Source organism: Alkanindiges illinoisensis (assembly GCF_004377485.1).
In the GTDB taxonomy this organism is placed as follows: Bacteria; Pseudomonadota; Gammaproteobacteria; order Pseudomonadales; family Moraxellaceae; genus Alkanindiges; species Alkanindiges illinoisensis_A.
The window spans coordinates 81,511-99,983 of record NZ_SNTY01000076.1 but is presented as its reverse complement, the minus strand read 5'-3'; the positions used below and the strand labels follow the sequence as shown (position 1 = coordinate 99,983).

17 protein-coding genes are annotated in these 18,473 nt (G+C 47.3%); 14 read left to right on the top strand and 3 right to left on the bottom strand.

Features of this window, described 5'->3' with window-relative positions; genetic code table 11:
• Window position 1 precedes the first annotated feature (1 nt).
• The 9 genes from E2B99_RS13280 (at window position 2) to dps (ending at window position 7,868) form a co-directional block, all read left to right on the top strand.
• On the top strand, window positions 2-1,075 hold the full coding sequence (locus tag E2B99_RS13280) for a microcin C ABC transporter permease YejB (RefSeq protein ID WP_134245637.1): 1,074 nt from the start codon (window positions 2-4) through the stop codon (window positions 1,073-1,075).
• 5 nt (window positions 1,076-1,080) lie between these two features.
• Window positions 1,081-2,106 (top strand): ABC transporter permease, encoded by a 1,026-nt coding sequence (locus E2B99_RS13275; RefSeq protein WP_134245684.1) that lies wholly within the window; start codon window positions 1,081-1,083, stop codon window positions 2,104-2,106.
• Window positions 2,084-3,706 (top strand): ABC transporter ATP-binding protein, encoded by a 1,623-nt coding sequence (locus E2B99_RS13270; RefSeq protein WP_240687840.1) that lies wholly within the window; start codon window positions 2,084-2,086, stop codon window positions 3,704-3,706. The genes E2B99_RS13275 and E2B99_RS13270 overlap by 23 nt, the downstream gene beginning before the upstream one ends.
• 123 nt (window positions 3,707-3,829) lie before the next feature.
• Entirely contained in the window at window positions 3,830-4,381 is a 552-nt protein-coding gene (locus E2B99_RS13265; protein ID WP_134245633.1) for a hypothetical protein, read from the top strand.
• 18 nt (window positions 4,382-4,399) lie between these two features.
• Entirely contained in the window at window positions 4,400-5,098 is a 699-nt protein-coding gene (locus tag E2B99_RS13260) for an XAC2610-related protein (RefSeq protein WP_134245631.1), read from the top strand.
• Window positions 5,099-5,180: 82 nt separating this feature from the next.
• The gene (locus E2B99_RS13255; RefSeq protein WP_134245682.1) at window positions 5,181-6,011 is read left to right on the top strand and encodes an enoyl-ACP reductase FabI; all 831 of its coding nucleotides are present in this window, start codon (window positions 5,181-5,183) and stop codon (window positions 6,009-6,011) included.
• A 29-nt stretch (window positions 6,012-6,040) separates the two neighbouring features.
• Complete coding sequence (locus E2B99_RS13250) at window positions 6,041-6,604, top strand: hypothetical protein (RefSeq protein ID WP_134245629.1); 564 nt, start codon at window positions 6,041-6,043, stop codon at window positions 6,602-6,604.
• A 16-nt stretch (window positions 6,605-6,620) separates the two neighbouring features.
• Entirely contained in the window at window positions 6,621-7,148 is a 528-nt protein-coding gene (locus E2B99_RS13245) for a hypothetical protein (protein WP_134245627.1), read from the top strand.
• Window positions 7,149-7,358: 210 nt separating this feature from the next.
• Window positions 7,359-7,868: a DNA starvation/stationary phase protection protein Dps gene (gene dps / locus E2B99_RS13240; RefSeq protein WP_430981485.1), complete on the top strand. Its 510-nt coding sequence runs from the start codon at window positions 7,359-7,361 to the stop codon at window positions 7,866-7,868.
• 158 nt (window positions 7,869-8,026) lie between these two features.
• On the opposite strand, the gene E2B99_RS13235 is transcribed toward dps, so the two are convergent.
• The 3 genes from E2B99_RS13235 to E2B99_RS13225 form a co-directional block, all read right to left on the bottom strand.
• The gene (locus tag E2B99_RS13235; protein WP_240687839.1) at window positions 8,027-9,454 is read right to left on the bottom strand and encodes an efflux transporter outer membrane subunit; all 1,428 of its coding nucleotides are present in this window, start codon (window positions 9,452-9,454) and stop codon (window positions 8,027-8,029) included.
• Window positions 9,455-9,527: 73 nt separating this feature from the next.
• The gene (locus E2B99_RS13230; RefSeq protein WP_134245678.1) at window positions 9,528-11,540 is read right to left on the bottom strand and encodes a MacB family efflux pump subunit; all 2,013 of its coding nucleotides are present in this window, start codon (window positions 11,538-11,540) and stop codon (window positions 9,528-9,530) included.
• Window positions 11,541-11,567: 27 nt separating this feature from the next.
• The gene (locus tag E2B99_RS13225) at window positions 11,568-12,905 is read right to left on the bottom strand and encodes a MacA family efflux pump subunit (RefSeq protein ID WP_205669687.1); all 1,338 of its coding nucleotides are present in this window, start codon (window positions 12,903-12,905) and stop codon (window positions 11,568-11,570) included.
• A gap of 543 nt (window positions 12,906-13,448) precedes the next feature.
• On the opposite strand from E2B99_RS13225, the gene E2B99_RS13220 reads away from it, so the two are divergent.
• The 5 genes from E2B99_RS13220 (at window position 13,449) to nuoF (ending at window position 18,466) form a co-directional block, all read left to right on the top strand.
• Window positions 13,449-14,006, top strand: coding sequence for an NADH-quinone oxidoreductase subunit A (locus E2B99_RS13220; RefSeq protein ID WP_134245623.1), 558 nt, complete (start codon window positions 13,449-13,451; stop codon window positions 14,004-14,006).
• Window positions 14,007-14,012: 6 nt separating this feature from the next.
• On the top strand, window positions 14,013-14,690 hold the full coding sequence (locus E2B99_RS13215) for a NuoB/complex I 20 kDa subunit family protein (protein WP_134245621.1): 678 nt from the start codon (window positions 14,013-14,015) through the stop codon (window positions 14,688-14,690).
• Window positions 14,691-14,795: 105 nt separating this feature from the next.
• Window positions 14,796-16,595 (top strand): NADH-quinone oxidoreductase subunit C/D, encoded by a 1,800-nt coding sequence (gene nuoC, locus E2B99_RS13210; RefSeq protein ID WP_134245619.1) that lies wholly within the window; start codon window positions 14,796-14,798, stop codon window positions 16,593-16,595.
• Window positions 16,596-16,610: 15 nt separating this feature from the next.
• Window positions 16,611-17,120, top strand: a complete 510-nt coding sequence (nuoE, locus tag E2B99_RS13205; protein ID WP_134245617.1) for an NADH-quinone oxidoreductase subunit NuoE — start codon at window positions 16,611-16,613, stop codon at window positions 17,118-17,120.
• Window positions 17,117-18,466 (top strand): NADH-quinone oxidoreductase subunit NuoF, encoded by a 1,350-nt coding sequence (gene nuoF, locus E2B99_RS13200; RefSeq protein ID WP_134245615.1) that lies wholly within the window; start codon window positions 17,117-17,119, stop codon window positions 18,464-18,466. The genes nuoE and nuoF overlap by 4 nt, the downstream gene beginning before the upstream one ends.
• Window positions 18,467-18,473: the final 7 nt, after the last annotated feature.

Below are 18,473 nucleotides of genomic sequence, written 5' to 3'. Positions count from 1 at the left end.
AATGTCAGCGTACATCATCAGGCGTCTGTTATTGATCATTCCTACCTTGTTCCTCATCCTGCTGGCCAATTTTGTTATTGTGCAGCTTGCACCCGGTGGCCCGGTGGAAATGGCGATTGAACAGGCAAAGCAGGCACAGGGTCTTGGCGCAGGGCAGGGAGAGGCTGCTTCTACAGCACAGGGTACGCATTATCAGGGTGCGCGTGGCCTGTCGCCAGAAATGATTGACCAGATCAAGCAACAGTATGGCTTTGACCAACCTGCGCCAACACGTTTCTGGCTGATGCTTAAAGGCTATTTAAGCCTTGATTTTGGCACCAGTTTTTTTAAGGACAAACCAGTGACTACTTTAATCCTTGAAAAGATGCCAGTGACCATTTCACTGGGATTATGGAGCACGCTGCTGATTTATCTGGTGTCCATTCCATTGGGCATTCGCAAGGCGCGCGAGCATGGCCTGCTGTTTGATAAAAGCACCTCGTTTTTGCTAGCCATTGGCTATGCCGTGCCGACTTTTGTCTTTGCGGTCTTACTGATTGTATTTTTTGCTGGCGGCAGTTATTTCCAGTGGTTTCCGCTACAGGGGCTGGTGTCGGAAAATTTTGCTGAATTATCGCTGATTGACAAAATCAAGGATTATTTCTGGCATCTGGTGTTGCCGCTTACCACCATGACGCTGGGCGGCTTTGCTGGCTTGACTTACCTGACTAAATATTCCTTTATGGAAGAACTTGGCAAGCAATATGTATTGGCCGCACGTTCCAAAGGTTTAACTGAAAACAAGGTGCTGTATGGTCATGTATTTCGCAATGCCATGCTGATTGTGATTGCCGGCTTGCCTGAAGCGCTGGTGGGTATTTTCTTTGCCGGTAACTTTTTTATTGAAATTATTTTTAACCTTGATGGCTTGGGGCTACTGGGTTTTGAAGCAGTGGTGCAACGGGATTATCCGGTGATTTTTGGCACCCTGTTTATTTTTACCTTGATTGGGCTGTTATTGCGCCTGCTAAGTGATGTCATGTATCAGGTGATTGATCCACGAATCAGCTTTGAATCGCGGGGGGCTAACCAATGAGTTTAATGTTTAGTCCGCGATTCAGTCCAATCATGGCTGCGCGTTTACGTCGCTTTAAGGCACATCGGCTGGGGTATTTTTCCTTTATTTTATTCATGATCATCTTTGTGCTGTCGCTTGGCGCAGAGCTGATTGCCAATGAAAAGCCTTTGCTGGTGTCCTATCAGGATAGCCTGTATTTTCCAGTCATTAAAACCTACTCCGAAACCACTTTTGGCGGTGTGTTTGAAACCGAAGCCGAGTACCGTGATCCAGCCGTAAAACAACTCATTGAAAAGGATGGCTGGATGCTGTGGCCGCCCATTCCTTTTTCTTACCAGACACCCAATATGGAGCTGGCTGTGCCTGTGCCATCACCACCAAGTGCGCAGAACTGGCTGGGCACCGATGATCAGGGCCGTGATGTGGTGGCCCGGGTGATTTATGGCCTGCGGGTATCCCTGCTGTTTGGCCTGTTTTTAACCGCGGCGGCGGCCGTTATCGGCGTGATTGTGGGGGCATTGCAGGGCTACTATGGTGGCATGGTTGACCTGATTGGCCAGCGTATTCTGGAAGTGTGGGGCGGTCTGCCCATGCTGTTTATGGTGATTATTCTGGTAAGCCTGTTTACGCCCAGCGTGTACTGGCTGTTTTTAATCATGCTGTTTTTTGGCTGGCCAGCGCTGGTGAGTCTGGTGCGGGCTGAGTTTTTACGCGCACGCAATCTGGACTATGTGCGTGCAGCACGCGCGCTTGGGGTAACCGACCGTGCCATCATGTTCCGGCATATTTTACCCAATGCCTTAAGTTCCAGTTTGTCACAGTTACCCTTTATGCTGACAGCCAACATTACCGCACTCACCGCGCTGGATTTTCTAGGCTATGGCTTGCCGCCGGAATCTGCTTCACTCGGTGAGCTGTTATTGCAGGGCAAAAATAATCTGGATGCTGTGTGGCTGGCGCTGACCGGCTTTTTTACCATGGCGATTGTGCTGTCTTTATTGGTGTACATCGGGGAGGCCGCACGCGATGCATTTGACCCAAGACGTTGATATGAATCATCAGGCAATCAACAATAATAACAATGCATTGCTGCATGTTGAGCATTTGTCCATTCGCAGCCATCAGCAAGTGCTAGTGCAGGATTTAAGCTTTGACTTGCAGCCCGGAAAAACGCTGGCAATTGTAGGCGAAAGCGGTTCTGGCAAGTCCATTTCATCACTGGCCTTACTGGGCTTGCTCCCGGACAGCTTGCAGGTCACAGGACAAGCCCGTTTAAACGATACAAGCCTGTTACAGCTTAACGAAACTCAATGGCGGCAAATTCGTGGCAAGAAAATTGCCATGATTTTTCAGGAACCCATGACGGCGCTCAATCCGCTGCATAAAGTGGAAAAGCAGATTGGTGAAATGCTGCGTTTAAATGGTCTCAGCAAGGCACAAGTACGCAGCACGGTAATTGACTTATTGAATCAGGTGGGTATTCCACAGCCGGAACAAAAGCTCGGGCGTTATCCGCATGAGCTGTCTGGCGGGCAGCGCCAGCGTGTGATGATTGCGATGGCACTGGCACAGAACCCGGATATTCTCATTGCTGATGAACCAACCACAGCACTGGATGTGACCCTGCAGGCGCAGGTATTAAACCTGCTCAAATCGCTACAACTTAGCCGAAATATGGCCATGATTTTAATCAGCCATGACCTCAATCTGGTACGCCGTTATAGTGATGATGTCATTGTCATGCAACTGGGGCAGGTGAAGGAACAAGGCAACACGGCACAGATTTTTGCCAATCCGCAGGATGATTACACCTGCCATTTGCTGGATCAGGATTTTGGGCAGGCGTTAATGCCTAATGCCAATCTGTCCAGTGAAAAACCGATGCTGCATTTAGAACAGATTACAGTTCGTTTCCCGATTAAAACTGGTTTGCTTAACAAAGTAACTGACCATGTGGTTGCAGTTGAACCACTGGATTTAAATGTGATGCGTGGCGAATCCGTGGGGATTGTGGGCGAAAGTGGTTCCGGTAAAACCTCGCTGGCATTGGCATTGGCTCGCCTGATTAAAAGTGATGGCAAAATTGTGCTCAACCAGAACCGGCTGGATCACTTGAACGAAAACCAGTTACGGCCACTGCGACCTCAGTTTCAGATGGTGTTTCAGGATCCGTTTGGCAGTTTAAATCCGCGCCTGACCATAGAGCAAATTATTGGAGAAGGCGCCACACGCCTGATTCCCAATAAAACTGAGCGTCGCAAGGCAGTGGAAGAGGTGCTGCAAAAGGTAGAATTGCCTGCCGACTTTGCTGACCGTTATCCACATCAGTTGTCTGGCGGGCAACGGCAACGGGTGGCACTGGCACGGGCGCTGATTATGAAGCCCAAGCTGATGATTCTGGATGAACCCACCTCGGCACTGGACAGGACAACACAGCGCGCTTTGGTGAATCTACTGCGCAAATTGCAGCAGGATGAACAGATTAGTTATGTGTTTATTAGCCATGATCTGGCGGTAGTTCGGGCTTTATGTCAGCGCGTGCTGGTGCTGCGCCATGGCAAGGTGATGGAGTTACAGGCCACAGAAGACCTGTTTAATGCACCGCAAACCGACTATACCAAGGCATTAATTGAGGCGGCAATAGGCTAATTTTTCTTTATAACTGAATTGAAAAACACCTTATATAAACTGCCAGTTTTCTAATAGTGAAACTGGCATTTCAGCTTATTGAAGTATTCTAATTAAAATTTGATTTAAAAACCCGGAACAAAAATGCGAAATTTTAGAATTTTATTACTTACTATTTTTTCATTAATCATATTGTCAGGCTGTAACCAGATTGAGTTTGCTACCCGACATACGCCGTATTTAAATACACTACTTGAGCAATCTTTACAGCATCCAGACATGCAAATTGATCCTGCATTTCGTGCCCAGAAATTATTGCTGGATCTGGATGGTGATGGCGCACTTGATTTGGTGAGAGTGGTGAAAAACACGTTAAATCATAAAGCTGGTCTTGAAATTATTTTTGGTAATCATCAACGTACAGAATACCTCATTGCTGGCAAAACATTGGCTGGGCTTAGTGAAGATGATTTATCAATTTTTCAAACCTATAGTATTGCCCCCAAGCATGAAAAATATGTTGATCTGAATGTGTCAATGGGTGAAAACGGAGATATTCCTGCTATGGAAGATGTGCCTGAAAACGAACTGGTTTATCTGGAACATGATGGCATAGATATTGGGATGCTGGAATCCTGTGGCAGCGGTATTATTTATATGAAAAATAATAAATTCCATTGGATTCAGACCAGTTAGTCTAAGGGAAAGTTAATAATGAAAAATGGAATAAACCTTAAATTATTAATTTGTCTGGTTCTAAGCGGACCGCTACTAAGCCATGCCGCCACATTCCAGATCAAAAATGGCTCCAAACTCTATAATGCCCAGCTTGATGTGGCTCACTGTGAAAAAGATGAATGTTCAGGCCAAGCCAAAATTCTGCTATATAAAAAGGGTAGTCAGCAGGTTTTTCAAACTTTCATATCCAATGACCTGAATTTTTATCTGGATAAACAGCAACAGCCCAGTGTGAATGTCATTCAATTATACAATGAGCAAAGCCCATTGATTTTTGAGGATTTTAACTTTGATGGGCAGCAGGATTTGGCTATTCGTAACGGCAATGAAAGTAGCTATGGCGGGCCGTCCTATGATGTTTATGTGTTTAATAAAACCCCCCAGAAATTTGTCATCAGTGATGAACTGACTGCATTAGCCACAGAAAATCTGGGTATGTTTCAAACTGATGCCAAGCGCAAGCGACTAATAACCTTTGCCAAATCCGGTTGCTGTTTCCATGTGTCATCAGAATATGCGGTTATTCCCAGTAAAGGATTAAAACTGGTACATGAAGTGACTGAAGATGCAATGGGCGGGGAGCAGGTCAAAGTTACTACCAAAACCTATAACTTGAGCACCCATCAATGGCAAACCACCGTGAAAAAATACCCAATCGATGACTATTATCAATAAGCCTAGGCAGGCACGGCAAAAAAATTTGCTATGATGGCTAGCAGGATCTTTAATGAATAATTTTGAACAGATAAGGTTTGATATGACATCCGCAGAACAGGGATCATCGGTGCAAGGTAAGTTATTACAAGGAAAACGCTTTCTGGTTGCAGGCATTGCCAGCAAACTATCAATTGCCTATGGCATTGCGCAGGCATTGCATCGCGAAGGGGCAGAGCTGGCATTTACGTATCCCAATGAAAAACTAAAAAAACGCGTCGATGAATTTGCCGGCCAGATGGGTTCGACCCTGGTGTTTGCCTGTGACGTAGCAGATGATGCGCAAATTGAACAAACCTTTATTGATTTAGGCCAGCACTGGGATGGTCTGGATGGGGTGGTGCATTCCATTGGTTTTGCCCCAGCCGATCAACTCGATGGTGATTTTACCGATATCACCAGTCGGGAAGGCTTTAAAATTGCCCACGATATTTCGGCCTATAGCTTCATTGCCATCGCACGCGCAGCCAAACCTTTATTGCAGGCACGTCAGGGCTGTTTGCTGACCTTAACCTATCAGGGGTCTGAACGTGTGCTGCCCAATTATAATGTGATGGGCTTGGCCAAAGCCTCGCTGGAAGCCAGTGTACGTTATCTGGCCAGCAGTCTGGGCAAGGATGGAATTCGCGTGAATGCCATTTCTGCCGGGCCAATTCGGACGCTGGCCGCGAGTGGTATTAAAAGTTTTCGTAAAATGCTGGATGTGAATGCGTCCATTGCGCCATTACAACGCAATGTCACGATTGAAGAAGTGGGCAATGCAGCCTTATTTTTATGTTCACCGTGGGCATCAGGCATTACCGGTGAAATTATGTATGTCGATGGCGGCTTTAATACAGTGGGCATGAGTGAAAGCCTGCTGAATACCGACTAATGCTAGGAACAGAATAAAAGGGAACACTTGTGAGCAGTTCGCGCTTTGAAAATGATTACGCATCAGTCAATTACCGTTATATTGCAGCCTCGAATGAATTAAATGCGCGAACTTCACAGCGTCAGCAGGCGCTTACCATTTTTATCAGTTTTTTTATTGGCTTACTGGCCGCACTCATTGCAGCGCACAATGCCAGCAAGGATAGCACTGCCCACATTGAATGGATTTTGCTGGGTTTTCCTGTGGCTTCAGCTTCTTTTGCGTTTTTAAATTTCAAGTACGAACTGATTATTACCAATTTAAGGGAATATTTGTCTGAGCTAGAGCAACTGGGCAATGCGCATTTATCCATTCCAAGTTATAACACCACAGCCAAATGGGTGATTAAATCCAACCGTGGCCGCCGTTTTCATGATTATGCCTGCGCCATTTTAATTGTGGCGTGCAACAGTATTGGCGTAAGTGCCTTTTATGTGCTGTTTCCAGAACGGTTTAATGCCTCGCACTGGGTATTGTTGATTGTTTTTCTAATTACGGTAATTACTGCGGCCATGCAATGGTTTTTACCCAAGGCTGGCTATAAAGTGCTTTAAGTTTCACAGAATAAAAATGACAGAATATTCTCTAAAAACCTTTTTAGTCCTAGTGCTGCTAATTTTTATAGGAATAATGATCTATAGTTTAAAATATGTGATGATTTATTTGCTAGGTCTCATTTGTCCTTCCTATAAAATTACGATTTCTCCTGAAAAAACGATTGCAGTTAATAACAAAACAGGGGATTCGATTCGTGTTAAAAATTTGTTTTTTACCCATCAGGTGGAAAGTAGTGCAAATACATTCCATGAAGTAATTATCGAAGCTGATCTGGAAACTACACCTGAGCATGTTTTAGAGCAGGAATTTCATCAGCAATATAGAGATGTGCGAAAATACCGTTTTGATCATACATATGGTCGTGCTGATGAGTTTCGGCGCGTTATTTTGCAAGTTAATGTTTTTAAAAAACTAAAATCTAGCTTTATACCTATAATATTTGGTAATCATACTGTTTATTTTAAAGAGTTTGATAGCGACCAGTTGCAGGAAGTCAGGAAATCTATAAAGAAAGTAATGATCAATGCAAAGCTGTCCTAAACAGAAATTTCTTATAATTTAATATTTGTACTTAACAAACGAAGTTAGATAACTTTTCCATAATCAAAGCCATACAAAAACCTTTAAAATTAGACACACAGCGCAATGCTGCACTGTATTAATTTAAAAGAATACAGACCATGAAGTACATCTTCATTTTAGGTCGTCCTTGTTAAATTCTGCTCAGCAATAAAATCGGTGAACCCTATCATGTCAAAAACATTAAAAGTTTATACCCGTAATAATCTTGACCCTGCTGTAAAATCAGCCACCATTGAAATCCTTAACCAGATTCTGGCCAACCTGATTGATTTATCATTGCTGACCAAACAGGCACACTGGAACATGCGTGGCAGCAACTTTATTGCCGTGCATGAAATGCTGGATACATTTAGAACGTCCCTCATTACCCATCTGGACAACGTGGCCGAGCGTGCTGTGCAAATTGGTGGCACTGCACTGGGCACCACCCAGACTGTGGCCGCAACCTCGCATTTGAGTCCTTATCCTGTCGATGTTCATGATGTGCAGGAACATTTAAAGGAACTGGCTGACCGCTATGGTGTGGTGGCCAACCATCTGCGCGATACCATTGATAAAATTGAAGACCCGATTTCTGAAGATATTATCCATGCAGCGCTGGAAGATCTGGATCAATATCTATGGTTCCTGGAAGCCAATATTGATTCTGAGCATGCGCCATCAAACCCGAATGCTTAAAGAGCCAGTCTTATAGACCAGCAGCCCGGCAGGTGTATACAAGCAACTGCCGGGCTGTTTTTTTCCCTTAAAATTCTTGCTTTTAAAACTTTTGTCTTTAAAACGTGAAAAAGCGATTGGACAATTTAAAGCTAAATCAAAAAATAAAAACAACGAAATTAACTTCTAACCGGACTGCCACCCAAGCTTTGCATTAAAGTCACCATGTTGCTCAATTGATTTAAGCGAATCTGGATGAGTGAGTTTTGGGTATTACGGCGTGCTTCCTGTGCATCAATCCATTGTTTCAGTGCCACCGCACCAGCACGATAGCGCACTTCATTTAAGCGTTCGGTGCGTTGAGCCAGCGTAAGGGTACGTTCCTGAGCACTGGCCTGTACCTGCAACTGGGTTTTATTGGATAGCGCATTTTCCACATCAGCCAGCGCGGTGTAAATAGACTGGCGAAACCCGACAATCGCAGCCTGATATTCCAGATCACTAATCGCCAGATTGCGCTGCATGTCGTTATATTGCAAAAAGGGTAGCGACAACCCAGCACCGAGCGTCAGGGCTGGATTTTTGATGAGTTCAGTCAGCGAGGTGCTACTGGAACCTAGGGAACCGGTCAAGCTAATGGAAGGATAATAACTGGCGCGGGTCGCATCCTTATTGGCCAGTACCCGGCGCAAGCGCAGTTCGGCAGCTGTAAGGTCGGGACGACGGGCAATCGATTCAGCCGGTAGGCCTGCATCAATGACAGGCAGTTGGAAGTTGGCTAAACGCTGTGGTTCGCTAAATCCCAATTGGCCCGGCGCGACATCAAACAAGATTGCCAAGGCATTACGCGCTTCAACCCGTTGCTGGATGAGCTGGCTTTGGCTGGCTTCTTGTCCCACAAGCGACTGTTCAGCCTGTGCCAGTTCAAGTCCTGACACTGCACCAGCCCGGTACTGTGCCTGTACCAGTTGAAACAGCTTGCGGCTGTTAGAAATGCTGACCTCACCCGAAGCAATCCGTTCATTTAAATAGGCCAGTTGCCAGTACAGGTTGCACACCGTACCCACCAGACTTTGCGCGGTTGCCTGTAAATCCTGTGCCGTGGCCGCAGCTTCCCAGCGTGCTGCTTCGGTTTGGCTGGCCAGTTTGCCCCATAAGTCCACTTCATAGCTGACCGAACCTGACAGGCTCAAGCCGCGTGAATTGTCTTCACCATCACGCACATCCACCTGATGCGATGCAGAGACATTGGCACCCACGCGTGGCAATTGCTGGTTTGCTGTTAGGCTTGCCTGCTCACGCGCTTGTCTTAAGCGTAAGCCAGCGACCACAAGGTCATTGTTGGCTGCCAGCGCCCGATCCACCAGTGTGTTCAGCTCAGCATCATTAAAAACAGTCCACCAGTGATCCTGTAACTGTGCCAGATTCAGAGCATTTGTTGCCTGACTCTGCTGAGAGTACTGAGCCGGAATCTGTATGGCGGGTTGCTGGTATGGCGTGCGTACTACAGCCGAACAACCCCCCAGTACTGAGAGCGCCACAACCGACAGCACAACATGCTGTGAACTTCTGGCAAGTTTTTGGCATAACTTCTGGCTTAACATCATTATTACATTCTCATCATCTTTGCTCTGGCGCTTTAACCTGAAGCTGTTGAATTTACAAAATGCGTCAGTCGCATTACTCACGAGCAAGGGCAGCCACAGGGTCAAGCTGAGCCGCATTACGTGCCGGTAAAAATCCAAACAGCACACCAATTAAGGACGAACAAATAAATGCGGCAACCATGGAGGTGGTGGAGTAGACCATTTGGAACGTATCACCAGCAAAGTGACTAAAAATCTGGCCAATACCTAATGCCAGCAATACGCCCAATACACCGCCCAGAATACATACCAGCACCGCTTCAATCAGGAACTGCTGCAAAATATCACTTTGCCGTGCGCCAACAGCCATGCGTACCCCAATTTCCTGCGTCCGTTCGGTAACGGATACCAGCATGATGTTCATCACGCCAATGCCGCCTACAATCAGGGAAATCACGGCAATGGCAGAAATCAGCAGCGTCATGGTGGCCGTGGTCTGCTGAATGGTTTCCCGGATACTGTCACTGTTCTGGGTAAATACATCCTGTGCGCCGTGCCGTTGTTCCAGCAGACTTAAAATCGCATTTTCAGCAGCACTGGTTGGCGCATTGTCATTAATACGCACAATGATGCTCCGCAAATTGGGCTGACCCAGAATACGGCTCATGACGGTGGTGTAGGGCATCCAGACATTGAGTGAATCGGAATTGCCAAACATGCTTTTTTCAGCAGCTGTTACCCCAATAATGCGTGAAGGCACATTGCCCAGTAAAATTACCTGGCCTACCGGATTTTCCCCATTGGGAAACAGGGTGTTTTGTGTATTGGCATCAATAACCACATCCTGGCTCAATTCCTTGACGTTTTGCCGATCAAAGCCTTGACCACTGTTAAACGTCATGCCTTTGACATTAAAGAAATCTTCACCTACACCATTAATAGTGGCACTGGCTTCAATATCGCGATAACGAATGGTTTGTGAGCTATTCACACTAGGGCTGACACTATCGACATAAGGCTGTTCAGCAATGGCATCAGCGTCATCGGGAATCAGGGTTCTGGCCTGACTGGTGCGGGAATTGTCACCAAAGCCCCGGCCCTGATACACAGTAATGGTATTGGTGCCAAGACTACTAATATTCTGCAAAATTTGCTGCTGTGAACCATTTCCCAGCGCCACCACAGAAACCACCGAGGCAATACCAATAATAATGCCCAGCATGGTGAGGAAAGTACGCAGGCGATGGGCATTCATGGCCAGCAAAGCCATACGGAAAGCTTCACCGAGCCGGTCAAATGACGAGCGCCACGCTGATACACGTTTGACCGATTTGCTGCTTTCAGTCTGTTCTACAATTACTGGCTCGGTTTGAATGCCGTCTGTGGCATGCACCGGGGTATTTTGCCGGTCTGCAATAATTTCGCCATCACTGATTTCAATAATCCGGCTGGCATTTTGTGCAACTTGCGGATCGTGCGTAACCAAAATAATGGTATGGCCCTGCTGGTGCAGTTCACGCAAAATACGCATGACTTCGATGCCGCTGTTTTTATCCAGTGCGCCCGTAGGTTCATCAGCCAGAATCACATCGCCGCCATTGACTAGTGCACGCGCAATACTCACACGCTGCTGCTGGCCGCCAGATAACTGGCTGGGACGATGGTTTAGCCGCTCACCCAGACCAAGCTGGGTAAGTAACTGGGCAGCCCGTTGCTGGCGCGCTGATGGCTCAATCCCGGCATAAATGGAAGGCACTTCCACATTGCCCACAGCAGACAAATCACCCAGCAAATGATAGCGCTGGAAAATAAAGCCAAAATACTCACGTCGCAGGCGCGCCAGTTCATCGGGTTGCAACTTGCCGGTTTCCTGCCCATTGACGCGGTAGCTGCCACGGGTAGGGCGGTCAAGACAGCCCAGAATATTCATCAGGGTGGATTTGCCGGAACCGGACTGGCCAATAATGGCAACCAGTTCACCCGCATGGATTTGCAGATTAATATTTTTGAGCACTGCTACCGTGCCTTCACCAGCAGGAAACTCACGGGTGAGATTTTCCACTTCCAGTAAAGGTATGGCTGCCGGGCCTGAACCTGCTGGGTTCATGTGATTGGTTTTTACAGTACTCACTGTTTAAAACCTCATCGGGCCACGGTTACTGGAGCGTTTGGCACTATTGTTGGAAGAGTCAGTGCTATCAGCAATCACCACTTCTTCACCTTCCTTAAGCCCTGACTTGATTTCAGCAGTAATCCGGTTATTCAAGCCTACCTGCACCTGACGTGGTACAGCGTTACCTTCCTGATCAAGTACGCGTACCATGGCCCGGCGATTGGCAATCTTGCTGCTGGCGCTGGCTTTGCTGCTTGAGGCATTGCCATCAGTGTTGGCACCAGCATTATTACTGTCATTGCCGGAGCGGGCACTAGCCTGATCGTTACTGGCATTACCCTGACCTGATTTTTTACCGCGTCCCTGTCCAGTGCTCAGGGCAGCGGCAGGAACAGTGAGCACATTTTTGGCTTCATTGAGCACAATATAGACCTGTGCAGTCATATCAATGCGAAGCTGGCCATCCGGGTTGGGTACATCAAACAAGGCATTGTAATAAACCGCACTGCTGCTGGTGCTACTGCTAGAACTACTACTGCTTTCAGTGGCGATTGAATCCGGTGCGGGTTCAATTGCGCGCAGGCTGGCATAAATTTTCTTGTCGGGTTCACCCAGCGTAGTGAAATATACTGGCTGGCCCTGATTAATGCGCATCACATCAGCTTCACTGACTTGCGCCTTAATGGTCATGGTTTGTAGCTTGGCCAGCTTCACAATCGTTGGGGCAGACTGGTTTGCATTTACGGTCTGGCCTTCTTCGGTCACAATGGCCACTACGGTGCCATTAATCGGTGCGGTAATGCGGGTATAGCCCACGTTTTCACGGGCGGTTGAAATGGTCAGGCGACTTTGTTCAATCTGCGCATTAATGGCTTTAACATTGGCCTGCGCGGTTTCAAAGGTAGCTTGTGCGCTTTCATACTCGGCGCGGGAAGTGGCATCCTGTGCCAGCATCTGCTTCTGGCGGTTAAAGGCCAGCTGTGCTTCTTTTAGGGTAGCCAGACGGGTCGCCTTTTGTGCCAGCAGGTTATCCAGTGCAGCTTCCTCATTTCGTAAATCATTTTCCTGCCGTACTGAATCAATCTGGGCAATCAGTTGTCCCTGTTTAACCTGATCTCCCAGCTTGACATACATTTTTTTAACCTGGCCTGACACCTGAGCACCTACACTCACCAGTTGCTCGGCCTGTAATGTACCTGTAGCCAGGACTGTTTCTTCAATATCGCCACGGCTTACCTTAGCCGTAATGTATTGCGGCTTTTCTTCTTTGGGTTTAAAGAATTTCCAGGCCAACACGGCCACCAGCGCAGTAATTAAAACAATTACCAGGATTTTCAGGGGTCTGGACTTCGGCAACATAAGATATCAGTTTGATTTTAAATGAAAACGACTATAAAGACTGATTGCATGATTTAGATTGGCTGAATTGTTTTTTTATATATCAAAATGTTAATGAATTGTAATCATATTCAATTCTATTCTGCATTTTTATCCATGATTTATGAAATATAGGAGTTTTTTATGAAAGAGCACTTAACTTACAGATAGTAAGCATAGTAATTTTTAATCAATAGCGAAATAAGCAGATTTTTACTATCTTTATCGCCCATTCATAAATAGAAAAATTAAGGGTTATAAAAATTAAACGAAACTTAAGACTAAAGTCTGATTTTTAAAAAATGCACCACGATAATACAAAAAGTAAATGAATTAATGCCTTAATGAATGAATAAAAAATAAACAAATATTATGGTTTTAGCTGAACTCAATACGGATACATGGCTAGAAACAATTAGGCAAAATCAGGTACAATCCGATGCAATCTTCAAGGATTTGGTTTTTTCCTAACCAAATGTATTTTACCTACCAAAATTATTTTGGCCTGCCAGGAGTTGTCCCCGCATGAGTGCCATTACTCCATATGACTGGGCCGTTGTGGCTTTCGTTATCGGCGTCACTTTTTTGTGCGTCTTCATGCTGACCGTTCCCTTGCTGCTGGGTGGCAAAGCATGGGGTCGTGCCAAAAATGAACCCTTTGAATCAGGGGTCGTCGGCGCTGGCGGTGCGCGTCTGCGCCTGTCTGCCAAGTTTTATCTTGTTGCTATCTTTTTCGTAGTGTTCGATCTTGAGGCACTCTACCTTTATGCATGGTCTGTTTCGGTGCGCGAAGTCGGCTGGACAGGTTTCTGGACTGCCGCGATTTTTGTACTGATCCTGCTGATTGGTCTGGTTTATGAACTCAGCACTGGCTCCCTGAACTGGTCACCAGCTGATCGCCGTAAGCAGGCTGGTATTCAGCCGCAAATTGGCAAGCCAAACATGGATCTGTCAGAAATCACCCGTTTTAACAATATTGAAGAACTGGAAACTGACCCTACCGGAAAAGTGCCAGCGCAGCTATCGGGCAAGATGGCGTCACGTACTGATCGCGTGTCTTCTGCAACTGCTGTTAAGGAGTAATGCGATATGAAATATACCCTGACCCGCGCCAATCCCAATGCAGAGCAATATCCATTGCAGGATCGCAGGGAAGTCAATGATCCGGTTGCCGATGATGTCAACAAGAACGTCTTCATGACCAAGCTTGAGGACTTGTTGCATTCTTCTGTTAATTGGGGTCGCAAAAACTCACTGTGGCCTTATAACTTTGGAACATCCTGCTGCTATGTGGAATATGCCACCACTTTAACAGCCGTCCATGATATGTCGCGTTTTGGTGCCGAGGTTATCCGCGCTTCACCACGTCAGGCCGACCTGATGATCGTGGCGGGTACCTGCTTTATTAAAATGGCGCCAGTTATTCAGCGCTTGTATGAGCAAATGCTGGAACCCAAGTGGGTCATTTCCATGGGCGCCTGCGCCAATTCCGGTGGCATGTACGATATTTATTCAGTCGTGCAGGGCGTGGATAAAATCATTCCTGTTGATGTGTATGTACCAGGTTGCCCACCACGTCCTGAAGCATTGATTCAAGCCCTCATGCTGTTGCAGGATCAGATTCAAAAAGAACGTCGTCCATTATCAGCGGTAATCGGCGATGACCTAAAACCGGTATATCGTCCAAAAATGCAGCCGGAGCGTGACCGCAAAAAAGCGGAACGGATTGCAGTGACGAATTTGCGTTCACCAGACGAAAGTCGGTAATTGTTGTACCCCTAACGCTGCCTTTGCAGCGTTTTGCCAGCTTATGCAAGTGATTAATGCTGATCCTTGTGCGCCAGAATTTGTAGTAAATAGGAAGCCTAACCAATGGCTGAAGAATCAATTGTTTTGCCAGATGCTGCATCACAGTCACCTGCGGTTGATAAACGACCTGCCTTTGCTGTTTTAGAAGAGCTACGCGGCAAGTTTGGTGACTCTTTCCGCATACAAACCACGTTTGAAGACTTTCCAACGATCTGGGTTGAACGTTCGCAGCTTCTGGATGTACTAATGTTCCTGCGAACGGTGTCACGTCCTTATGTGATGCTGTTCGACCTTTCCGCCATGGATGAGCGTCTACGCAATCATCGTGACGGGTTGCCCCCATCCGACTTTACCGTGTTTTATCACCTGTTGTCGCTGGAGCGCAACACGGATATTCGCGTTAAGGTAGCGTTGTCAATGGCTGATCTGAACATTCCAACTGCAACGCGAATCTGGCCAAATGCCAACTGGTATGAGCGCGAAGCCTACGATATGTTTGGCATCAACTTTACGGGTCATCCAATGTTGCGCCGCATTTTGCTGCCAACCTACTGGGAAGGTCATCCGCTACGCAAAGATTATTCTGCGCGTGCGACAGAATACACGCCGTACTATCTGGACAAGGCCAAGCAGGACTTTGAGCAGGAACAACTGCGCTTTGTACCGGAAGACTGGGGCATGAAACGGGGCAACAAGGATGAGGACTTCATGTTCTTAAACCTTGGCCCCAACCATCCATCCGCGCATGGTGCGTTCCGTGTGGTATTGCAGCTGGATGGTGAGGAAGTTGTAGACAGTGTGCCTGATATTGGTTACCACCACCGTGGTGCCGAGAAAATGGGCGAGCGTCAAACCTGGCATTCGTATATTCCCTATACCGACCGGGTGGATTATCTGGGCGGTGTTGCGCAAAACATGCCGTATGTCATGTCAGTTGAAAAACTGGCAGGTATTACTGTTCCTGACCGTGCGCAAGTCATCCGCGTGATGCTGTCCGAATTTTTCCGCATCAATAACCACTTGCTGTTTATTGGTACTGCCATTCAGGATGCCGGAGGTATGACGCCGGTATTCTATATGTTTACCGATCGCCAGAAAATTTATGATGTGATTGAAGCCATTACTGGTTTCCGGATGCATCCGGCATGGTTCCGTATTGGTGGTACAGCGGCAGACTTGCCAAATGGCTGGCAAAAGCTGGTGCGTGAATTCCTTGACTGGATGCCAAGCCGCCTAAAAGAGTACAAAAAGGCCGCCCTGCAAAACAGTGTGATGATTGGCCGTACCCGCAACGTTGCCCAGTATGATGCCAAACAGGCACTGGCCTGGGGTGTTACTGGTACTGGCTTGCGTGCTACTGGGATTGATTTTGATGTGCGTAAAGCGCGTCCATATAGTGGTTATGAGAACTTTGAGTTTGAAGTGCCACTATGCTACCACGGTGATGCCTATGATCGTATTCTGGTGCATTACGAAGAAATCTGGCAGTCCATGCGCATTATTGAGCAATGCCTGAACAACATGCCGTCTGGCCCATATAAAGCCGACCATCCGCTGGCTGTGCCACCGCCAAAAGACAAAACCCTGCATGATATTGAAACCCTGATTAACCACTTCTTAAGTGTATCGTGGGGTCCGGTGATGCCAGCAGGCGAGTCTACCGTCATGGCTGAGGTAGTGAAAGGGGCGAGTACTTATTATCTGACGTCCGATAAATCAACCATGAGTTATCGTACCAGGATTCGTACACCGACGTTCCCGCACTTGCAACAAATTCCTTCTGTAATTAATGGCAGTCTGGTGTCCGACTTGATTATTTATCTGGCGACCATCGATATTGTAATGGCCGATGTGGATCGTTAAGGGGATAGCACTATCATGATGATTTTGACTGATAAAAAACCGCGTGTGAATGTTGAAGCCATTTTGACCACGCAAGAAATTCACGATATTGAGCACCAGATTGCCCATTATCCTGATCCGCGTGCTGCTTGTCTGGACGCGCTGAAAATTGTGCAAAAGCGCAATGGCTGGGTGGATGATGCACAGGTAGCTGCGATTGGCCAGATGCTGGGTATTTCAGCAGCTGACGTAGAAGGTGTAGCCACGTTCTATAACCGCATTTACCGTCGTCCGGTAGGCCGTAATGTGATTTTGCTGTGTGATTCGATTGCCTGTTTCCTGATGGGCGCTGAAACACTGGCTGAAGCATTTCAAAAGCACCTCGGAATCCAATACGGCCAAACCACAGCAGATGGCCGCTTTACCTTGTTACCCATTTGCTGTCTGGGCAATTGTGACAAGGGGCCAACCCTGATGATCAATGAAGATACGCATGGTCTGGTCGGTGTCAATGACATCGCTGCCTTACTGGAGCAATATGTATGACGAGCCATGTAAATACAGAACCAAGACCTATTCACGGTAACGGCACCGCAGAAACCCATCCGTTGACCTGGCGGTTAAAACATCATGAATTCTTGCATGATGTCGATACTTATGAGTCACTGGAAGGTTATGCAGGCATGAAAAAAGCCTTGAAGCTAACGCCCGCTGAAGTGCAGGAAGTGGTTAAGGCAGCAACGGTTAAAGGCCGTGGTGGTGCTGGCTTTCCGGCAGGCATCAAATGGTCGCTGATGGCGCCCAATGATGGTGGCCCGCGTTACCTGATTTGTAATGCCGATGAAATGGAGCCGGGCACCTTTAAAGATCGCCTGCTCATGGAAAAGCTGCCTCATCAGTTGATTGAAGGCATGATCATTGCGGGTTATACGCTGGAAGCCACGCAAGGTTATATCTTTATTCGTGGTGAATACATTGAAGCGGCCCGCTATCTGAATGAAGCACTGGAACAGGTGCGTGCCAAGGGCTATCTGGGCAAAAACATTCTGGATACCGGTTGGAACTTTGAAATTCACGTGCACACTGGCGCTGGCCGTTATATTTGTGGTGAAGAAACCGCACTGATTAATTCGCTGGAAGGCCGCCGTGCCAATCCACGTACCAAGCCGCCATTTCCACAGGTGGCTGGTGCCTGGGGCCGCCCAACAATTGTGAATAATGTTGAAACCTTTAATAATCTGCCAGCCATTTTGCTGCGTGGACCAGAGTGGTATATCAATCTGTCTGCCCACAAGAGCAAGGACCCCGGTACCAAGATTTATGGTGTTTCCGGCAAGGTGCGTTTCCCCGGTTTGTGGGAGCTGCCATTTGGTACCACGGCACGCGAAGTGATTGAAGAGTATGCGGGTGGCATGCGCGATGGCCTAAAGCTCAAAGCCTGGCTGCCCGGTGGTGCATCCACCGACTTTTTAACCGCTGAGCATCTTGATCTGCCGATGGATGCCGACAGCATTATGAAAGCAGGTTCACGTCTGGGCACTTGCCTGATCATGGTGGTGGATGAAACCCAGTGCATGGTATCGCTGACCCGCAATCTGGAAGAATTCTTTGCGCGTGAATCCTGTGGCTGGTGTACGCCATGCCGTGATGGCTTGCCATGGAGCGTAAAAGCGCTGTCTGCCATTGAACATGGTCGTGGCAAGATGGAAGACATTACCCATCTGGAACAGCTCACCAAGAATTTGTGGATTGGTAAGACTTTCTGTGCACATGCGCCCGGTGCCATGGAGCCATTACAAAGCGCCCTAAAATATTTTCGCAGCGAGTTTGAAGCACTGATTCCCAAAGAAGCGGAATCCGTGGTTCAAACCAGCAACGCTCAGCAAGCTTAAGGAACCA